This is a genomic window from Mycolicibacterium mageritense, from assembly GCF_010727475.1.
In the GTDB taxonomy this organism is placed as follows: Bacteria; Actinomycetota; Actinomycetes; order Mycobacteriales; family Mycobacteriaceae; genus Mycobacterium; species Mycobacterium mageritense.
This window is the reverse complement of sequence record NZ_AP022567.1, coordinates 6,563,075-6,582,933: the sequence shown is the minus strand read 5'-3', so window position 1 is coordinate 6,582,933 and position 19,859 is coordinate 6,563,075. Positions and strand designations below refer to the sequence as shown.

Sequence of the window (19,859 nt, the reverse complement as noted above, 5' to 3'; positions counted from 1 at the left end):
CACGACCTATCCGCGAGAATCTTCGCTGTGATGTCACCGAACGCCGCTGAGGAATCCGCCCGCATGCCGGTGCTACACCCAGCCAGGTTGCAGGTTGGCGAAGAGGTCCGGCTGGTATCACCAGGCAGCCCGCCCAAACCCGAGGACGTGCTTCACACTCAACGGATACTCGAAGGTTGGGGTCTCCAAGTGAGCTTGGGCGACAATGTCTTTAACAAGTACGGGTACCTCGCCGGAACAGACGATGAGCGCCTGGGCGATATGAACAAGGCGCTGCGCGACCCGTCGGTCCGGGCGATCGTCGCGACACGGGGAGGCAAGGGCTCCTACCGCATCGCCGATCGACTGGACTTTGCCGCAGCCCGCGAGGATCCGAAGTTCCTCGTCGGCTTCAGTGACATCACCATCCTGCACATGAGCTTGTGGAAGCACAGCAGGGTTGTCGGCCTGCACGGGGCCCTCTGCGTCGACGAAACGACCGGCGACATCCCGCGTCTAAGCAGCGAGTTCCTGCGCGCGGCGCTGATGTCTGACGGACCGACAGTCATCACCTCGCGCGAGGCGGAATCGACTTCCCAGCTCACCACGAACGGGACGGCACGGGGTCCGGTTCTCGGAGGCAACCTTGACATGATCGCCACTGCGGCGGGCTGGGCACTTCCAGACCTCCACGGTGCCATCCTGTTCATCGAAGCCGTCGATCTCTACCTCGGACAAGTGGACCGCCAACTCACCATGCTGCGCAACGGCGGTCACCTTGATGGCATTGCGGGCATCGCGGTCGGTCAGTTCACCAAATTCAATCCAAGCAAGGGCATAACGATCATCGGACTGCTCCGCGATCACCTCTCGCGGCTCGGGGTACCGATTCTGGGAGGGCTCCCTCTGGGCCACGGAGACCACCCCGCGACCGTGCCGCTAGGAGCTGCAGCAGTTCTAGACGCGAAGGCCGGCACACTGACAATCGAGTGACTGCCAACGGTCGTATCTGGAACCCGGCGCGGATGTTGAGCAGACGGGCCGACCGCTCGATGCCACTATCATTTCGCCATGACCGTCGTCACCGTGTTGCACCCTGGGGCGATGGGCGCGGAGGTTGCCCGTCTTGGAGTGCAGGGCGGCGCGACGGTGCGGTGGGTATCGTCGGGGCGCAGCGAGGCGACTCGGCGGCGAGCGGCCGACGCCGGTCTGCAGGAGTGCACGGACCTGCATGACGCCTTACAGGATTGTGATGTCGTGCTGTCGATTTGCCCACCGGCGCATGCCGAAGACATCGCGCGTCAAGCCGCCGGTTACCGCGGGATCTATGTCGATGCCAACGCGATCGCACCTGAGCGTGTTCACCGGATCGCAGAGTTGCTGCCTGATGCCACGGTGGTCGACGGCGGAATCATCGGTCCGCCACCGAAATGGCCGGCAACGACGCGGTTGTACCTCTCTGGTGATACTGAGGCCGTCGCGACCCTGTTTGACGGTACCGCGCTGGAGGTCGTTGTGATTTCCGATCGGCTGGGACAGGCCTCAGCCCTGAAGATGGCATACGCCTCCTACCAGAAGGCGTCGCGTGTGTTGGCCGCGACTGCTCATGCGTTGGCCAACCAACACGGAGTCGGTGCGCATCTGGCCCGCGAAGCAGAACTATTGGAAGGCCGGCCGCTAGCTGAACCTGAGGCGTTCACCGGCGCAGCGGCGCGTGCGTGGCGGTGGGCACCCGAAATGCTCGAGATTGCCACCACATTGATGGCCGCCGGTCTGCCCGCCGACATGGCAGCCGGTGCAGCGCGAGCATTGGATCGGTGGGTTGCGGTGCGTGATCGTACCGACACTTCCGTGGCAGAAGTGCTCGCGATGCTCGCCGTGGCACCACCCGAAGCGCCCGCGTAAGTGCCCCCGCGAAACACCTGATAATCGCGGGTCGACGCCGAATTGCCGGACCGATATCGCCCGAATCCACCACCTCACCTGCCCGCATAGGGATCGCTGCTCGGATCCAACTCAGTGGCAGGTCAGTTCGTCCCTTGGGAGATGTCCGTCCCACGCTCGGCGAACGCCTTGAAGTCCTGCATGTGCTGCCACGACTGCTTGCGAAAGGTGCGGGACATGAGACGTCCCGCCAGCCGCATCAGCAACCCGTCGAACCGGAACTCGCTTTCGCTCTCCCACAGCGTCGATTCCGGACCAGCGTCGATGATTCGGTCTCGTTGGGCCTGCCACATGCCCTTGCCGACAATCTCGCGTTCGTAACGCACGACGACCGACCTGGGGATCGCATGCAGATCTGCGGGTTCCAGGCGTGTGATGGATTCGGTCGCCTCCATCCTGCGCTTCCCCGTCTGGAACACGACTCGCGAGGTGGTGCCGAGCTGTCCGTGCACCCCGTTGACCGGCTCGTGCAGTACCAGGCCACGCAGCCACTTCGGCATCTGCGCCGGGTCGGAGATCAGATCGACCACCTTCTGGCGGGGCAGGGCGATCTCGATCGAGAGGGTGTATTTCATCACTCGTTTCCTCCAGGATCCCGAGAACGCAGTGGTGGCTGCCACCGTAACGTGATCCCGATCGCCTGAGGCTGCCAGGTCGGCTTCGCCTCCCGGCAGGCCCGGGAACAAACGAACCTCGACCGCGCTCGTCTCCGGCGACTCATCGACCTTCGGCCCGCAAAGCCAGGACACCTGCAGCCGCCGCGGCGCGTGGCAGACCAGGATCTCGCCGTGCTCACCACCGTCCAGCTCGAACGATCCACTGAGTCGCAGATTCCCGGTCACAGGCTTCAACCAGCGGCCTGTCTCTCGGGGTGGTGATGGCGTTCCACACGTCGACGACTGGCGCGTCGTACTGACGCCGCAACTCGATCGTGTATGCGGTCGCTGGAGGGCAGGGATGCTGAGCTCATCGTTCGGCGCGCAGCGGCCACCTCGTCCAGCACGTCTTGCACTGCGCGCAGTCGCAGGCCGTCGGGCAGCGAGTGCCGGGTTTGACTATCGCATCGGGCCATGCCGCGGCCACGAGTAGTCCGTGTCGGGTCTCAATCAATTTGTCATCCGCGAGCTTCAAAGATGCCAACTTGACTGTGACAATTCTCGTCTGATCCGTCTCAGTGAACCTGTCACTTCCGTCGCGGCGGTTGCCGTCCGCCCTGGCGACCCCGTGTTGGCTCATGGATAACTGCTGTTATCCATGACATGCGGGTCACTAGCCGCAACGCAGGAAGTGGGGCGGCTGGTGGGCTCAAACACTCACTTCAACGGATCGGGCGTGAAGGTGACGTCGACTCCGCCCACGGTCATCGTCACCTGGCCTTCGATCACCATCACCTGAGCCGAGACCCGTCGATCGACAGTCTGGGCCAGTTGCTGCACCGGTGCGTGCGGTATCTGCACCACCGAAAGGTTCGGCAGCCCAGCCACTTTAGGGCCGACTGTGCGCCACCAAGTGGCCACGCCGGCGGCGAACGGAAACAGCAGCACCTGGTCGGCCTGGCTGGCCGCCTTGCCCAACACGCGTTCATCGGGCTGGCCGACGTTGATCCATTCCAACATCCGGCCCGTGTAGTCCGCGAGCCGCAAGTCCGGTACGCCAGCGGTGGACAATCCCGGCCCGAACGCCAACTCACCGTCGACGTCGCTGAGCCGGTGTGCGCGCAACCCAAAAGCCAACAACCGCACCACCATCCGCTCATCAGTCTCACTGGGATGACGGGCGACGGTCAGCGTGTGATCGGAGTAGTAACCGTGATCGACATCGGAAACGCCAAGTTCGACTTTGAATACTGTTGCTGAAAGGGCCACGCCCTAGTGTCCACCCTGGTGGTCAAAGCGCTGCTGCGAGCCGCTAGCCGGGACGCCGGAGAGTGGGCTTCGACTGATTCACTCGACGACAGTGATACCGCTCGGCGGCTGCATCCGCTAGCCCGCGCCTCAAGGGGTTTTCGTCAGTACCAACGCTGCTTCGTTGTAGGGGAACAATCGATAGATCAGTCGGGGTGCCGGTGTGGCGAGGGGTAAGGCCTCGGTCTTGCTGATTACCCGCGGACTCCCCAATAGTGAAGCGGCGATTGAATCGTGCGACAGCACGAGGCACTCGCATGAGAGCGACCGGGATGGCGTCCTGCAGTACAGCCATCATGTCGCTGACCTCGATTCTCTGAGGGCCGATCCTGCTTTCGCGGCTGTACTGTACTCACCGAGCCGGGCCCGTTGATGCCGTTTCACGACAGCAGGGCATGCCACAGAACGACACGGACCATCCACGGCCCCGGATCGTTGAATTCTCAAGGAACCGAGCAGCTTCGGCCCTTCCGTCGACCCGTTATCGACGACGCGAAGCAGCCCGTGCCGCCGCTAACGTTCGGCTACGCACGCGGCGCGGAGTTTCCACCCCGATCACGGTGTGGACCGGGAAACCTGGTGCTACCGTGGCGGCGCATCGGGCTACGACAACATGCAAGGAGCCGCAGCGGTGTCAAATGATCAAGACTGGACCAAGCCCGCGATGATGGCCATTCCTAAGGAGGGCTATTTCGAGGAGGAGCGTGGCAGATATGGCCCGGTCTTCCCCAGAACCCCTGCGTGCTATGGGTTTACGATCTTCGCCAAAGTCATACCAGGTCGCGAGGAGGCGATCCGTGAGCATGGCCGGACGCTGGAGGCCGCGGTAGCGGCCGATCCGACGGTGCTGGCCCCGTTGAAGCTGCACTACCTGAAATGGCAACTCATCCCGGTCGGGGAGGATCTGTACTTCCAGTATCAAGGCATCTTCGACACTGATTTCGACAAGTACACCGAGGACGCGGTGATGCTGTTCAGTCAGTCCGGGATCACCACCACCTTCGAGAACCTGGAAGACTTCCCGCTGGATTGGCGGGAGCGCCCCGAGAAATTCGTCGAGTTCGTGCGCGCCCATCACGTGCCGAGCTTCGTCGAGTACGGCGAATACCCTTACGTGACCTCCGATGAGATCAAAAAAGCGCTGCGCCTGAAGGCGGCGTTCTCCGACATGCTTGACCAGATGCAGTGATAGATGCCCGTGTCGCCGATAGCCCCGGGTCCGCCTCATCCGCGTCGAACGTTGGTGCGGATCGTGCGGGAAGGCGTGCGGGTGTTGCGCGCCGGCTATCGTGCCGCCCCGGATGGTGAAGCGGCGCAGAGTGCGTCATGCTTAGCACTCGTCGAATGCAGAGCGCTAGGTCAACGCGGCGGCAGATCGAGCGTCGGGCCCTCGATTGGTGTCAGGATCGTGGCAGGCTTCGGAGCGCAGGTTTCTCCAGCCGAAACGGTAGGAGTCGGCGAGCCGGCCGGGCACGTGATTGGCTGTGGTGGCGTGTAGGTGACGTCCGCATACCGCGTGCACCAGTCACCTTCGAAGTCCTTCTTGCGGCAGGCCTGGACCCCGAACGTGAACGTCGAGTTCGGGTCAGTGTCGATGTTCCAGGTGGCAGCCTGACCATCGTTAACGCAGTGGAAGGGGTATTCGTCTTGGTGGCTCCTGATCATCGTGTGCAGGGCGTCGACGACGTAATCGCCGTGCACCCGAGGGCAGCCCCAAGGAAATGCCACGCAGTGCACGCGCGTGCCGTGGTCCCATGGCATGCACCCGATTACGAGCCCGTTGCTCAGCGGAACTAGCGGAATCGGATCTGTGTTCGCAGTGGGAGCGAGGAGCATCGCCGACGCGCCGCACAGTGAGGTGGCTGCGACAACGGCGGCGGATCGCTTGAGGATAGATGTGCCGATGCTGATGTGACCCGACATCCTAGGCTCCGCTTCGTTGGCATGACGAGAATGGTTTGACTATCGCATCGGGCCATGCCGCGGACACGAGTAGTCCGCTACTTGAAGAACCCTATTGGAGAGGAGGACACAGCCATAACTTGACATAATGTAGCTTATCGGCGTAACCGGTAGCCGGTGAGACGCGAGGCTGGCGTGTGGTGAATGCTTTAATGTCCGATCCGGAACTAGTTGGGAGTAATCCGGGAATACCTGGTAGCTGTCCGATTTCCCGCCCTCCGTTCCAGAACTATCTGACAGCGACACCCGCCCAGGTCCCTGCCCATGCACCTGCGGATCTTCGACCGGTGTAACCATGGCGTTGACTCTGTATCCACGACTATCTGACAGCGCCGGACCGCACGATCGACAGTCCAGAACTACCTGACAGCGGCGGACACTCCGCGCCTTCGAGGTCCAGCGTGAACGGTCCAATTCGTCACTGTGACGTTATGCAGGTGGTGCAGCGCCCTCTGTCCGCACAGGCTGGAGCCCCGCAACACCCAATAATATGGATAACGTTGATTATCCATCTTTTATCTGCGAGGCTGACCGTGTGCCGCACGAGACCGATCCCGGCTACTCCGTCACCGAAGGCGTTGTTGAAGCTGCTGCCGTCGCGCCGGCCGTCGCGGAGATCCCCGAGTGGTTCCAGCAGTTCTTGGATCACCGGCAGGCAAGTAAACCCTCGGCGCATACGATGAAGGCCTATCGGCGCGACTTCGTCGCCGTTGCCAATCTGCTTACCGGTGGTGAGCCGGTCCGCCTCAGTCCAGCTGACATAACTCGCGATTCGATGCGTACAGCGTTCGCGGCGTTTGCAGCCGACCACGAGGCGGCATCCATCCGACGCTGCTGGTCCACGTGGAATGTATTGTGCACCTTCCTCTATACGAACGAATTGTTGACGGCCAACCCCATGCAGCTTGTTGGACGCCCGAAACTGAAGAAGCCGCTACCGAAGGCGCTCCCCCGAACTGCAGTGGAAGCCCTGGTCTCTGCTGTCACGCAGGAGTCCGATGCTCGCCGAACAGATTGGAAAGAAAGGGATCTCGCAGTCATTCTCACTGCACTCCTCGCGGGACTGCGGGCCGAAGAACTCCGCCTGGTCGACGTCGGTGACATACGGACGCTCGACGATGGCTCCGCGGTGATCAATGTGAAAGGCAAAGGCGGCAAGGAACGCAACGTCCCCATCGAGGCAGCCCTGCTGGAAGTGATCGGTACGTACATGGATACTCGTGCCGGACGGTTTCCTCAGGGCAAGAAGCGCACATCGTCGCCGAAGAACACGCCATTGTCGGGCTGGCCACATTCCGCCCCGCTATTCGTCGGTCGGGACGGTGAGCGGATGACGCGTGGCACTCTACAGTCACGTATCAAGCGCGCGTTCAAACGCGCAGGGCCGGACGCGCGCCCCGTACCCGGCGCCCTGGTGCACGGCCTTCGCCACACCTACGCAACTGAGCTCGCGACCTCGAATGTCAGCGTCTACACGCTGATGAAACTCCTCGGACATGAGTCGATGACGACATCGCAGCGTTACGTTACGGCGGCGGGGATTGAAACACGAAGTGCGGCAGCGCAAAATCAGCTCTACTCACTACTGCCCGAACAACGGGAGGACGATGGGACGAGCTGAAACGAAGCGATCGACTCGCCCCAACGACTATGGAAGGCCCCCCCAATGAGTAAGCGAGTGAGCCTGATTCTCCGCGACGCAGACGAGGCGATGATCGCTCCCTTCCTCCATCGGGGATCGCCAGCTTTCGAGGTCCTGCGACAGTGGGTAGACCACAGTGACTATGGCTCGGGCGACATCAGCTCGGATGCCGCCGTACTGCGAATTCTGCTTCGGGTGGGCGCCGAGGCTATGCACGAACAAATCCTGGATGCTGGCTACGCCCAGCTTGCGTCCGAGTTCAATAGCGCATCAACAAGAATCGAGCGACTGGCCGCACGGGGTCGTTCTGCGCCCCAGACCGACGAGCTCAGGTGAGCCCGCTTGCGCTCCGCGGCGGTCACACGTATCAGGGCCGGCAAGTCCCGCACGGCGTGATGGGCTTTCTCACGGCGTTTGCGGCCCACTCTTCGGCGTCCGCCGACTGAATGGCGCACACCTTGACGTAGGCACCAGTCCACGGCCCGTTGTGCGGATTCTGACCGCTGATAGTGCGGCACGCGGCGCGATGCACCCGCGCGGTAGACACGCTGTAGTTACGGGCGATGTTCACGACGAAGCCTTCCGGGTTGGCGGCGAGCCAAGCCAGATAGCCAGCGTCGTCGTCCCGGAACTCGTGTGCGCGGGTGCGGTGATCCACTCCGGCGAGTGCATCGGCTGGCACGACGTCGACGAACTCGCCAACCGGACTTTGTGGGACGTCGAGCGAACTGTCCTCGTTAACACTCGCGGATTCGGCCGATGCGTAGATGCCCACCGCGACCTTGTTGCCGGCGTACTGGTCCACGGTGCAGTGCAGGCCGAGCTCGGTGATTCGGCCGTCGCGGGGATGCCATGCCCGATCTGGCCGGGTACGACCCAGCAGGGGGTCGAGCGCGTCGATCGTCTGCTTCCAGAGGTTGAGCCAATTGCGACGTGGACCGACCACGAAGGACAATTCGAGCCGAACTGGTCCATCCGGTAGCACGGCAGCGCCAGAGACGGCGGCGTGGATAGCCTCCTTGTAGGCGACGCTCGAGGAAGAAGCTGCAGTGGTCGCGACGATCACACCGGCGGCTGTGGGTGCAGGAACTTCTCGGGCGGCACAGATCCGCACAGACGACTGTTCGCCATGGCGCTTCGTGCACCACACCGTGTTGCCCGTCATTGAGCGTGACGATGTTGTCGTCATCGGTGGTGATGATGACGGATCGATGAGAACAGCCCCGCTCGGTGTTTTGAGCGGGGCTGTGGTGGTCTCGGTGACGGGATCGTCGCCGCGGTGATGCAGTGGTGGTCTCGGTGGTGGGAGTCTGGTTCAGTCTGAGGCTGTTTCGCTGATGGCGATGCGGGCAGCTTTCTCCCCGACGATGGAATGACCGGCAGCGAACGCGGCAGTCAGCGCGTGCAAGGCGAGGTTGTTGACCGCTCGTGGGTGTCCGCGTGAGGCGTTGTGAATCAGGGTGACGGCATCCTCGGCGAACAGGGTGTCGGAGCGGCCGGCGATCTTGGTGTGATGGCTGATGTAGTCGGCGGTGTCAGCTGGACTCATGCCGGGCAGGGTGTAGCGCACGGCGATGCGCTGATCCAACGCGGCAAGGACACCGAGGCGTAGCCGGTGCCGCAGGGTGGGTTGGCCGACCAGCACGACGGCGAACGGTGACCCGGAGTCCATGTCGTGATTGGTCAACAATCGGATCGCTTCGAGCTGATGGTTGTCGAGCAGATGGGCTTCATCGACGACGAGCACGGGGTTGCGGCCGCGTTCGGCGTGTTCAGCGGCCAGGGCGTCCGCGGCCTGGGGTGCGAGGCGGGCGGTGAAAGACCGGGGTGTGTCCGAGGGCGGCCACGATGTGGGTGAGCATGCCGCGGACTCCGATGGTGGGGTTGGCCAGGTAGATGATGACGTGCCGGGCGGGGTCCAGGGCGGTCGCGGCGGCGCGGATGGCCACGGTTTTGCCGGCGCCGACTTCACCGGTGATGACCCCGATCGCGCACTGATTGACACACCAGCCGATGCGGGCGATCGCTTCGCTGTGGCCGGGGTGGCGGTGCAGCATCGACGGAGCTAGATTCCGCCCGAACGGCATCCGGGAGAAACCCCAATGCGATTGCAGCCGTTCAATACTCATGCCGACACCCCATCTTCATGAGCAGCGTTGCCGGGGTCGAGGTCGGTGATGGAGAGCTGGCCAGGAATCTGAGCATGGTCGCCAGGGGCGTCGATAGTGCGGTCAGTGCGAGGGCCGTAGAGGGCGTGATAGCCGATACGTTCATCCTGGCGCAGCTGCTCATGATGGGCAGCGGCAGTCAACGCCAGATAGTCGATCCCCGTCACCGCCGGCGCACCGAGTCAACGGTCTCGGGCCGGGCTTTCGGATGGGCATGGCGGGTGATGGTGTGAGCGATCGCGGCGCCGAAACTCTGATCCCGGTAGCGGACCTCGATCGTTTCCAGATCGAACGGGGAGAACACCAACTCCACCCGGCGCCCGGCCAGGGCCGGGTCGACCCGGTAGGTGTTGGAGTGCAGCGAGACCGTGGCGGTTTTGGTCACCGTGCGGAACTCCGACCACAAGAACGCCTCAGTCAAATCCGCAGCAGTCGGCAACGCCGGCAGCCCGCCGAGCCGATCCCAGCCGTCCTCCCACCGAGCCAGCGGCGGCGCTTCGGTCTCGGAGTGGGTGCGGCGGTGGTATTCGGTCTCGACCCAGGCCATGAACAGCCGGTTGAGCTCCAACAACGCCCCGCGGTGATCCACCCCGGCCGCGGCGAGGTCCTCGCTGCTGGTGTCGGTGACCTCGACGAGGAACTGTTCACGCACGGTGCGGAAGAACCGTTCGATCTTGCCGCGGCCCTGCGGGCGACCGGGCGCGGAATGCACCAGCCGGATACCGAGTTTCGCGCACGCCCGCAGCAACCACGCATCCACGAACGCGGACCCGTTGTCGACATAGATCGAGGCGGGAACTCCGCGGGCGGCCAACGCCGGCTTCAACGCCGCCGCCAGGCGCACGGTGTCTTCGGCGAACCCGAAGCGGTGCCCGACCACCAGCCGAGAGTGGTCGTCGAGGAACGCGAACAGGTAGGTTTTGCGGTCCCCGACCCGCGGGCCGTGCAGGGCATCGCCGACCCACAGTTCATTCGGGTCGGGGGCTTCGAACCGGCCGAACACCTCACCTGCCGCGCCGGTGGCCGGGCCCATCAGTTCGCTGCGGTGGAAGTGGCGCAGCAGGGTCGATTCCGAGGGTGCCCACCCGGTCGCGGTGCGCAGGATCCGGGCCACCTGGGCGGCGGTGCGGGCCGGGTTCTCCCGTTTCAGCGAGGCGGCCAGCTCCAACACCTGCTCATCGGTGCGGGTGGCCAACCGCCGCGGCTCAGGGACCAGTGCCTCGAAGCCGCCAGCCCGGTAACGGCGGATCCAGCGATCCAAGGTCGCCCGCGCCACCTGCACCTGACTGCCGAACGGGTCGATATGGCGGCGCTCGGCGATCTCGCGGACCAGTCTGCCGCGCTGCTTGGTCGACAACCCCGCCTCCAGTGCAGGGCAGATCAACTGATAGCGGAACAACCCGATCGCGTGGGCCCGCTCCCGACGCTTGTGCTCTTCCAATGACACCGCAGTGTCCTCCTCGCATGCTCGGCGGCCCTGCCCGAAACCGTTGCCGGGCAGGTTCCTTGGCGAGGATCACCGATCACGGCGCGTCGCGTCAGGGGCAACTGGTGTTGCGTGCACCCCGCGTCATGCCGGTGACCAGTCCGGCGCCAGCAGCCGCCCGCCGCTGACCGCCACCATCACCAGGTGCGGCGTCACCACGCCCAGCACCCCCCGCCGGGCCGAACCTCTGACCGATCGCCGCAGCGGCGGTGATTATCGCGGCCACCAGATCACGCCAGCCGCAGCCGAACCCCTGCGGGACCGGCACGTCTATTCCGGTGCGCATCGCGACCTGGATGAACCACGCCCGCACTGACTCCACACGCCCGGCCACCCGGCGCAGCCATCCGCGCACCGTGGTCGCTGGCACCCTCAGATTCTCCGCGATTCGGCGATGCCCAAAGCCGTCGGCTCGCTGCACCAACGCATTCCAAATCGTCTGTGCGCCATACCCTCTACGCGCAAACATCATCACCGGCAGCAGCACATGCGTCACCAGACACGACCGGCAACGCCCCCGTCGCGGACGCACCGCGCCAGCTACGCCGCGGATGCGGCGGGGCCGGGCAAATCCCCAGCCGCCCAGCACACCGTCGGCGCAGGACGGGCACCCGATCTCGCCGGCAGCCAGCCGGGACTCGACGGAAACCAGATCAGCCTCTACCGTCACCACGAGTGCCTCCGTGCACTACAGCGCGGCACCCTGCGAGCCCGCCAAGACTTCAGCGGGGTGCCGCGCGACCCATCAGTACGTCCTCACCCTGACGGTGCACACCAACACCAGCAACCGCACGAGAATCCGGCGCCTCACATCAGCAACCTCAATGACGAATAACTACCCCGTGGTCGTCATGCTGAGAGACGGTCAACACACACCGACACCAAGTCGACATCGCGCAGGCGCGATGCGAGCGGATACGCGTAGTTATCCAGGTCGCTGGCATCGAGCAGGTCTCGTGAACTCGGCAAACCGACGTCGAGGCGCAGCGCCCGCGGGCCCCTGATCCGTGCGCCAGCGATCAAAGCCTCCGTATCGTCGAGGTACTCCTGCAATCGGATCTGATCTGGATCGTCAGCCTTGTTCCACGAGGCGAGCCGCGGGGCGACCCTCAGCTCCAGCGAGTGATTATCAGGGCGGGCAAACCAGCGCATCGGATCAAGATAGCGCGGCGCACCGACAGGCCTCGGACGAAATTAGATCTCGATGGAACGCGATGCTGGCATTGGACACATTTGCCAGCAAACTGCGGCAGCTGGCTAGTCCCAATGCGAAGCGATGGTATCGAGTTCTGCGCGCATCGAATTTGCTGGCTAGAGACATCGCGTAGGTGTTAACTATAGGCAACACCCCGGGTTCTGATCGGCTACTTGCATCAGTGCGTTTGTGGGTGCGCCATTAGGGTGTGACCTCTAGTTATGTGCGAATGCAGTGTCTAGCAGTGGAATTACATCCGCATCGCGCTCACCAACGGCCATCAGTCGGTTGGCTTTGGCATTGAAACTCGGCTCACTCGAAGGCGAACGATGGACGAAGCCTTTCCCGGCAAAGTCATCGGTAGCCATGGTTGCTGCAACCCTTGTGCGGATCTGTCAGTTTGTGCTCAACTTACGTTGCCATTCCGATCATGGGGCGGGCACTTCAGCCTGCTCCAACGCACCGTCCCCGACGTGCGCGTTCATCGGAGGTAGTGGAATGGCCAGGCCTACCAGGAGGTGACACCCGCCCAGAAAATCTAGGTTGATCCGCTGACGGGGCATCAAGATTCCCCAGACGCTGAAAAAGCCGGGCTGGAATCCCGGCTTCTTCGGTGCGGCACTTGGCCGCTAATTGCTTACTTCACCCTTGAGAGGGAGACATGCTTATTTCAGCGCGCTTCCGGCACGATGTCAACCCCTGCTGTGCATCCTGGCCTCCGACCCCATCGCGGGCTGCGGGTCCCGATGCCGGATACGAGCGGGGATGACCCCGTCGCCGGTCCCGACGGAAGGTGCACTGCCCGTCAATGACGCGCCCTACACGATGGTGCTTTATCAAGATCCGAAGACCGGGCAGCGGGTGCGAACCCGTCTCACACCTGAGGTTTCGCGTGTGTCATTTGAGCTATGCAGGCCTGTTCGGAGTTTCCCGGCTTACCGGGGTCGCCGTTCCCATCAAGGCAAGTACTGGTTCTCGCGTTCACAAGGCCATGTCAGCTTTGAGTCTCGGTTCGAGATGACTGCCCTGATGACGGTCGACTTTCGCGGCGACGCAATCGCGGTCAGCTCCAACCCGTTCTGGCTGCTGTGGCCGAAGGGCCAGACGCACCACCGGCACGCCCCGGACTTTTTCATCCGACGACGCGACGGATCGGCTCTCGTTGTCGACGTCAAGCCGGCAGATCGTCTCTGCGAGAAGGATCGGCTCCAGCATCAACGCACCCGCGATGTATGTCGCGAGTTGAACTGGGAGTACGAGGAATTCACAACGATAGACAAGACTGCAGAACGCAACCTACGGCTGCTATGCGCCTACCACCATCCGCGGTTCGCGCCGTCAGCAGAAGCGCGATCCGCTATCACGATCTGCGTGAATCGATCGGGGCGAAACGGCGTGCAATTCGGCGAGCTGATCGTCAACGCCTCGGACGGAGCTGAGCTCGACGAAAGCCATCTCATCTGCAGCACGTACCACATGATCTGGAACAGAGAGATTCACGTCGACCTGACCCGCCCGCTGACCTGGACCACGGTGATCACCTCGTGATCGAACTGCATATCGGCGACATCATCGAACTCCGCGGCCAGAGCTGGCATATCCGCGACAGCGACGGACTGGCCCTTCGACTCAAATGTCTCGATGACGGCAGCGACCTGACCTTGCCGGTAGCGATGTTGCTCTGCGACGATTCCTTCGTCGGTCCCGACGCCTCTGGACCAAGTATCGCCGATCAGAGACTGCTCGACCTCGCCACCGACGAACAGCGACGAGATGCCGAGTTCTGGTATGAGCACCTCTCCGGCATCAAACACGCCATGGAACAGCCGGCTCAAGGACGGGCCTCTTCGGGTACCCCGATCGCGACTGTACGCGAACGACTTTCGGATAAAAGATCCGAGCTACGAACTTTAGGGCGGCCGGTCTCCATGACCACTATGTGGCGTAAGTGGCAACGCTTCAACACTGCGGGCCTGCTCGGATGTATCGATCAGCGCGGCATGCCGGGTCACGTCCGTCTGTCCGGGGTGCACGAGCGTGTGATCGTCGTCCTGGAGATGGTAAAGGCGCACTACGTAGACAAGTCGACGCCTACCAAGAAGCAGATCCTCGAAATCGCGGAGCGTCGCCTTCGCGACGACAACGTGCCGGTGCCGTGCAGGTCGTCGATGTACGCCTTACTGGCTGCACTTGACCGCGGTGAGCACACCACCGGCGATGCGACGTCGCGCCGCAGTCACGCGAACAGCCCCGACCGAGCGTTCTCGAAAATCGTCGCCTTGTATCCAGGCGAAGAAGTACAGCTCGACTCAACACCACTTGACGCAATGGCCTTGCTGCCCGATGGTCAACCATGCCGAATCGATCTGGCTGCCGGCATCGACGTCGCGACATTGAGCATCACCGCGGCAATTCTTCGCCCGAACGCCTGCAAAACCGTTGATGCTATTGAACTCTGGGCCAATTCCTGTATCCCGCAACAGATGTTGCCAGGCTGGATTGAGAATATGACCGTCGCACGAAGCTACTTGTCGGACAGGCTATCCCCCCAGATCGATCTCGACAGGGCACTCGAGAACAAGCCCATCATCGATGTGCGGGGTGTCGTAGTTGACCGTGGCAAGATCTTCGTCACGCCAGTCTTCGAACGAGCAACCGAACTTCGGGGCGTGCACCCTCGGATCGCTGCTCCGCACCAGCCCACCGCCAAGCCTCATATCGAACGCTTGCTCAAGACCATCGGCGACGACTTTGTCCGATGGATCCCGGGATACAAGGGACGCTCGGTCAGCCACCGGGGCCGAAAACCCGAGAAGGACACTGTGTGGCCGCTGTTTGTACTTCAGGCGCTGCTCGACGAATGGGTCATCACCGTATATCAGAACCGTCCCCACTCGGGGCTTCACCTGACGGCGGCCCCTCGGATGCAGCTCTCTCCCAATGCCATGTACCGAGCGATGTCGGAGATGGCACCAACTCCAGTACGGACGATGACACGCGACGATTGGATCTCCCTGAAACCACACGCGTTTCGTCGTATCAACCGCTACGGCGTCAACTTGAAGAACCTCGTGTACAACTCCGAATTGCCACGCTTTCACCAGATGCGACGAACGAAATCGTTGAATTCCAAACAGAATGGCAAGTGGGAGGTGCGCTACGACCCCACCAACCTGATGCAGATCTGGGTGCGAGACGAATCCCTGGTCTTCGACTCACAGGGCCAGCGAAAAGTCGAAGACAATGGCTGGATCGAGTGCCGCTGGATTCTGGCCGACTATGCGACCATTCCATTCGGGATCGACATGGTGAAAGCGATTCGTCGGGACATGAGTAAGAAGCCAACCGACAAAGAAGTGCTCACGCGCGCGGAGCAGATTCATCGTCAATTGCTGGGCGGCCCATCGGAATCGAAACCTCGACCGCTTTCCCGCGCCGAAGCGTCGGCCGGGCGCGCCAACCTCGCGCGACAAGAGCTCAGCGGCGGTCCTCCCGCTGAGGTCGTTGCGCCCGGACGAAGCGACGACACTCCGGGGGCGCCGGTTGTTCAGTCTCCGGTCGGACCAGTTGAGCCCATGCGTCCGATGCGTCTGTCGGAAGGGTGGTGAACCTTGGCATCACCGACGACCCGCGAAGAGTGGCGCGAATACTGCACCTACGAGCCCACCCCGGACTCGCAGCGACCCTCTTTGAGTGCGGACGAGATCAAGGCTCTCGGCACCGTCGAACGATCGGCGTATAACGAACGCCGCATCGACTACCTGAACGAGGAACGCGTGTTTCCCACCCGGGACCTCACCCGCATCCTCAACCACGCACGACGACTGCTTCGCCGATCACGAGCCAAGAAGTTCGTGGCCAGACCCGGTATCCGAGTATCCGGGGAACCCAGGACCGGCAAAACCACCGATGTGATGGCTGCCGGCAAGCGACTTGACGCAGAAATACGACGAACCTGCGGCAGGGAAAACGACTTGTCCTTCCTGCCCGTCGTCTACACCACGATCGCTACGGCTACAACGACGAACAAACTTTGGGTGCGCCTTGCCGACTTCGTCGGTGCGCGTGAGCTGCGCGGTAGCAATGCCGACGAGCGACTCGTGGACCTGGCGCGACTGCTGAAGAGCCTCGGCACCAAGTTCGTCATCCTCGATGACGTCCAACGCCTCAACACCGACCGTGCCGCAGGAGCCGAAGTCGCCGACAACATCAAGACTTTCGCCGAAAACCTCGATGCAACGATGCTCTTCGCAGGAATTTCGTTGGAGACCGCTCCCCTGTTCAGCGGCGAGAACGGAGAGCAGTGGCGCAAACGGACTCGGCCCATCAACCTGAGCAACTACTCACTCTCGAACGACGCCGACCATAAGGAGTGGGTGCAGCTCGTCGCATCCTTCGAACGTATTCTTCCTCTCCCCCTGCATGAGAGAGGAATGCTCGAACGCCATGCGGACTACCTCTACCACCGCACCGGCGGCTCAATCGCATCCTTGAGCGATCTAATTATCGATGCAGCCACCGACGCCATCGACTTCGGTACCGAAGCCATCACGTTAGACCTGCTCGACTCGATTGCGATCGACGACGTAGATCCTGGAGTGGCCCGCTGATGCCGCTTCGTGCCGAACAGTCATCGACAGTCCCGGAGGGTGTCCGCCATGGCCGTCAACGACTTCCCGTGCCAGTCTCTCCGATGTGTTCGGAGACGCTGAACAGCTACCTCCGCCGCGTGACGGATCAGAACCTCTTGCGACCCAGCTGGCTGCCCCAGCTCTCCCGACAGCCCCACTTCGTTGCGGACCTCGTTGAGCTGACCGGCTTGACGGAGCGCGGGTTGGTAGCGGCGCTTCCGGAACTCCGAACTCCGCATGCAATCAAGCGATGGCCGCACCTGGTCGGCCACGTCTCGAAGCGGGCGGGGATCCGATCTGCATGCAGACACTGCGCTGCCGCGCAAACTCAAAGTCGAAGTCACGCAGTGACTGTCTTTGCCGGCCATGAACAGGTGCTCTGCGCCATACACCAGCAATGGACAGGAAGTTCTGCACTTAAATGCGATGCCCAGCAACAATTTTCAGTCCGACTCTGTCCTGACATCGAACGCGCACACCGCCAGCACCGTAGTCTCATTCGACGCTGGGGGCGCGGCCCCACATACTCCGGCTTCATGGCTGCTGTGACCTGCTTCTCCCTTTGGTCAGCCTGGCCGGCGGTCTCTCGTGCGCCTGATACCCAGCAACGCAGGCGACGGCTCGGTGTACCCGCGGAAGCACCGCCCATGCTTCCACGACAAGCCGCGGCCTGGTACCCCAATGCGGTGGCGCTGACCGACGTCATCATCTCGCTGCGGCACGAAGCGTCGGAGGGACGGCATTCCTCGGCCGCGACTGTCATTGCAGAGGGCCTCGTTCGACTTCAGAACATCGTTCCCGGCCTATCGCCGAGTGGCGCGTCGGATCCCTTCCGGCAGGCAATGTTGGGTGAACTGCACGCTCCCCCAGATGAAGTCGAAGTCGCGCCGAGCAACCATTCACGCGAGTCTCATTGGTACAGGAAGGACGGTGGTGGCAATGTCAAGCCGAAGTCATGAGGAGCCCGCTACCCCAATCGGATCGCTCTGCACTGAATGGGAGTTGGACGAAGGCATCGCATCCCGCGTCGTCTACACACCCGACCGGTTCCCCGCCGGATGTACGGCTGGAGTCCGCATCAGCGCGATTCAGGTCGAAGACGGCAGCTTTGAGACTGCTGCCGACGTTCCCCACATCTACCTCGAGTTCCACCCTGATTCTGGACTCACCGTTGGGAACGCGCGGGCTCTCGCGCTCGTCCTCACCGAGTCCGCCGATCAGCTCGAAAGTTGGATCGAGATGTTCGGTGCCGTCGCCGATCCTGGTGCCGAACGTTGATCGATCCTTCGCTGCCGCGCATCAGCATCACCGAACTACGTCGACATTTCAGCCGGTTCATCAGCGAAGCCGAACAAGGGTGGACTTTCGTGATCACTCGCCGGGGGCGCGACGTTGCCGTGCTGGCTCCGGCCCGGCGATTCGCCGACGAAGATCCCCTCGCGTAAGCGATGGGCCGTTCGGTAGAGGATCAATGATGGACCGTGGAAATCCGCTGCATTTCTTCAGACTCTTCGGAACGCGCTACCCAGCGATAGGCTCACCTGACTTGCTGAGCGTCGATGTCAGGCGTGGCGAGGAAAACGGGCTGGGTCTCGTCTGTGTACAGCACGATCTGGATCCGCTCCTGCACGCTCGTTCGCTCAGGGCTGTTCGGATCTCCTGTGATACCAGTGAAGAAGGTGTCGAGGACGTCTTCCCGAGTGGCAGGCTTCGCAGCTGGGCTCCACCAGTAAATGATGAGCTCGCTCAGTGGCTTCCCGTCGACGGGCTCGCGACTGAGCGCCTTGCAGACGTGGCGCCACCACCAGCCATCCGATTCGCCAAGAGAGCACCCAAAGATGATGAACAGTCGAGTATCGGGAAATAGGTGGCCGTACTCTATACGGTTCATCGCCCAGTACGGCTTCATAAGTTTCCGTCGGGGGTCTGTGCCCTGGTTGAAGCTGTCGGGCGCGTCGATCCCGAACAGAAGCGACCGCGGGATTGCCTGCTGTCCGTGAGGATGGATGACCTCGCTGCGGACGTAACTGGACCAACTGGTGTTGTCGTTCCAGCCTCCACTCGGATGGCCTGTTGGGTTGGGCCAGAACCAGAAATTCCGGTCCGCATACGTGTGCGCTTGCGGCTGGAACTGCTGAGCGTCACGAAAGGCGTAGTCATCGAGTAGAGGCGTGTAGTTGAAGTTCACGAATAGGAAGTTGAAAAGGTCGTAGTGTTGCGTCTCTCCGGGGAAGGCAAAAGACTCGAAGTTCGCGGACATCGTGGCGACGTCTCTGACGAATTTCGCCATGGATTCCACGGCCAAAGAGCCCTCTGCGGAGTCCTTCCCGACCCGGGCGAGTAGGTCAGGTGGTGCGACGAGTTCCAGGTATTCTGAGAATGCTCCCTGGATGGCAAGTGTTGACGCGTAGACGTTTTGGACCCGCTGGTAGCTGCCGTAAATGCCGATGAGTTGCCCGATGGCCGCTTCGATGTCGCTCCAGTTTTCCTCACCTTTCGCCTTGGCGGCGGCCATCTGCTGGACCACCAGATTTGAGGAGTCGAAGTCGCGAGCGGCGAGGTAGTGATAGAAGGCCGGATAGCGGGGAGAGAACCGGGATTCGTAGCGCCGTGTGACTTGTATATCGAAGCCATTGCCCACCAGCACCATGATGTTGTGCTGGTGCCTCAGGTTCGAGTACTCATCAGACGTAAACTCGCGATACCCCACTCCTGGCCCCGCCCATCTTTCACGTTCGAGCCGTCCGCGTTCTGTGCTCGCAGGCTTCCTCACGGGAATTCTAGGGCCCGCGCGGCCAGATATTGACACTGCCAGATGGGTCTGCTGCTCGCAGGCGAGGAGCTTCAGCGAGCAGAGCTTCGGTGCGCGATGCGACGGCTTCGAGGCTGCCCGGACCGCTGAAAGCCCTCGGTATCGCGTCGATTCACAGCTAGGCGGTTGGACACCT

17 protein-coding genes and 3 pseudogenes are annotated in these 19,859 nt (G+C 62.4%); 11 read left to right on the top strand and 9 right to left on the bottom strand.

Annotated elements, in window-relative coordinates:
* The first annotated feature begins 30 nt into the window (after positions 1-30).
* Both G6N67_RS31655 and G6N67_RS31650 read left to right on the top strand, forming a co-directional pair.
* Positions 31-972, top strand: coding sequence for a S66 peptidase family protein (locus G6N67_RS31655; RefSeq protein ID WP_051579202.1), 942 nt, complete (start codon positions 31-33; stop codon positions 970-972).
* A 78-nt stretch (positions 973-1,050) separates the two neighbouring features.
* A complete protein-coding gene (locus tag G6N67_RS31650; RefSeq protein ID WP_036440369.1) occupies positions 1,051-1,884 on the top strand; it encodes a DUF1932 domain-containing protein in 834 nt (277 codons plus the stop codon).
* A 122-nt stretch (positions 1,885-2,006) separates the two neighbouring features.
* On the opposite strand, the gene G6N67_RS39340 is transcribed toward G6N67_RS31650, so the two are convergent.
* Together G6N67_RS39340 and G6N67_RS31640 are read right to left on the bottom strand one after the other, a co-directional pair.
* On the bottom strand, positions 2,007-2,765 hold the full coding sequence (locus tag G6N67_RS39340) for an SRPBCC family protein (RefSeq protein ID WP_230022354.1): 759 nt from the start codon (positions 2,763-2,765) through the stop codon (positions 2,007-2,009).
* A 471-nt stretch (positions 2,766-3,236) separates the two neighbouring features.
* A complete protein-coding gene (locus G6N67_RS31640) occupies positions 3,237-3,788 on the bottom strand; it encodes a YaeQ family protein (protein ID WP_036440372.1) in 552 nt (183 codons plus the stop codon).
* Positions 3,789-4,440: 652 nt separating this feature from the next.
* Between G6N67_RS31640 and G6N67_RS31635 the strand changes: the two genes are divergently transcribed.
* Positions 4,441-5,016 (top strand): hypothetical protein, encoded by a 576-nt coding sequence (locus tag G6N67_RS31635; RefSeq protein ID WP_036440873.1) that lies wholly within the window; start codon positions 4,441-4,443, stop codon positions 5,014-5,016.
* Between the two features lie 170 nt (positions 5,017-5,186).
* On the opposite strand, the gene G6N67_RS31630 is transcribed toward G6N67_RS31635, so the two are convergent.
* Positions 5,187-5,588 carry a hypothetical protein gene (locus G6N67_RS31630; RefSeq protein WP_131524839.1) on the bottom strand — a complete coding sequence of 134 codons (402 nt, stop codon included), beginning with the start codon at positions 5,586-5,588 and terminating at the stop codon, positions 5,187-5,189.
* Between the two features lie 691 nt (positions 5,589-6,279).
* On the opposite strand from G6N67_RS31630, the gene G6N67_RS31625 reads away from it, so the two are divergent.
* Together G6N67_RS31625 and G6N67_RS31620 are read left to right on the top strand one after the other, a co-directional pair.
* Positions 6,280-7,410, top strand: coding sequence for a tyrosine-type recombinase/integrase (locus tag G6N67_RS31625; protein WP_081812799.1), 1,131 nt, complete (start codon positions 6,280-6,282; stop codon positions 7,408-7,410).
* Positions 7,411-7,467: 57 nt separating this feature from the next.
* On the top strand, positions 7,468-7,767 hold the full coding sequence (locus G6N67_RS31620) for a hypothetical protein (RefSeq protein ID WP_036440877.1): 300 nt from the start codon (positions 7,468-7,470) through the stop codon (positions 7,765-7,767).
* 31 nt (positions 7,768-7,798) lie between these two features.
* Here G6N67_RS31620 and G6N67_RS31615 read toward each other — a convergent pair whose 3' ends face one another.
* The 5 genes and pseudogenes from G6N67_RS31615 to G6N67_RS31595 form a co-directional block, all read right to left on the bottom strand.
* Positions 7,799-8,497 (bottom strand): hypothetical protein, encoded by a 699-nt coding sequence (locus tag G6N67_RS31615; RefSeq protein ID WP_131524841.1) that lies wholly within the window; start codon positions 8,495-8,497, stop codon positions 7,799-7,801.
* A 249-nt stretch (positions 8,498-8,746) separates the two neighbouring features.
* A pseudogene (locus G6N67_RS31610) lies at positions 8,747-9,560 on the bottom strand (ExeA family protein).
* A pseudogene (locus tag G6N67_RS31605) lies at positions 9,557-11,046 on the bottom strand (DDE-type integrase/transposase/recombinase). The pseudogenes G6N67_RS31610 and G6N67_RS31605 overlap by 4 nt, the downstream one beginning before the upstream one ends.
* Positions 11,047-11,169: 123 nt before the next feature.
* Positions 11,170-11,758 (bottom strand): annotated as a pseudogene (locus G6N67_RS31600) (helix-turn-helix domain-containing protein).
* Between the two features lie 176 nt (positions 11,759-11,934).
* Positions 11,935-12,237, bottom strand: a complete 303-nt coding sequence (locus tag G6N67_RS31595; RefSeq protein WP_051579281.1) for an amidohydrolase family protein — start codon at positions 12,235-12,237, stop codon at positions 11,935-11,937.
* 808 nt (positions 12,238-13,045) lie between these two features.
* On the opposite strand from G6N67_RS31595, the gene G6N67_RS31590 reads away from it, so the two are divergent.
* From G6N67_RS31590 to G6N67_RS31565, 6 genes are all read left to right on the top strand, one after another.
* The gene (locus tag G6N67_RS31590; RefSeq protein WP_081812848.1) at positions 13,046-13,828 is read left to right on the top strand and encodes a TnsA-like heteromeric transposase endonuclease subunit; all 783 of its coding nucleotides are present in this window, start codon (positions 13,046-13,048) and stop codon (positions 13,826-13,828) included.
* Positions 13,825-15,888, top strand: coding sequence for a Mu transposase C-terminal domain-containing protein (locus G6N67_RS31585; RefSeq protein ID WP_081812847.1), 2,064 nt, complete (start codon positions 13,825-13,827; stop codon positions 15,886-15,888). Before G6N67_RS31590 ends, G6N67_RS31585 begins: the two co-directional genes overlap by 4 nt.
* Positions 15,889-15,891: 3 nt before the next feature.
* Positions 15,892-16,890, top strand: coding sequence for a TniB family NTP-binding protein (locus G6N67_RS31580; protein WP_036442141.1), 999 nt, complete (start codon positions 15,892-15,894; stop codon positions 16,888-16,890).
* Positions 16,891-17,597: 707 nt separating this feature from the next.
* A complete protein-coding gene (locus tag G6N67_RS31575) occupies positions 17,598-17,870 on the top strand; it encodes a hypothetical protein (RefSeq protein ID WP_131524867.1) in 273 nt (90 codons plus the stop codon).
* Between the two features lie 43 nt (positions 17,871-17,913).
* Positions 17,914-18,189 carry a hypothetical protein gene (locus G6N67_RS31570; protein ID WP_036442139.1) on the top strand — a complete coding sequence of 92 codons (276 nt, stop codon included), beginning with the start codon at positions 17,914-17,916 and terminating at the stop codon, positions 18,187-18,189.
* Positions 18,186-18,356, top strand: coding sequence for a type II toxin-antitoxin system Phd/YefM family antitoxin (locus tag G6N67_RS31565; RefSeq protein ID WP_163642365.1), 171 nt, complete (start codon positions 18,186-18,188; stop codon positions 18,354-18,356). The genes G6N67_RS31570 and G6N67_RS31565 overlap by 4 nt, the downstream gene beginning before the upstream one ends.
* A gap of 92 nt (positions 18,357-18,448) precedes the next feature.
* Here G6N67_RS31565 and G6N67_RS31560 read toward each other — a convergent pair whose 3' ends face one another.
* On the bottom strand, positions 18,449-19,684 hold the full coding sequence (locus tag G6N67_RS31560) for an AbiH family protein (protein WP_131524863.1): 1,236 nt from the start codon (positions 19,682-19,684) through the stop codon (positions 18,449-18,451).
* Between the last annotated feature and the right edge of the window lie 175 nt (positions 19,685-19,859).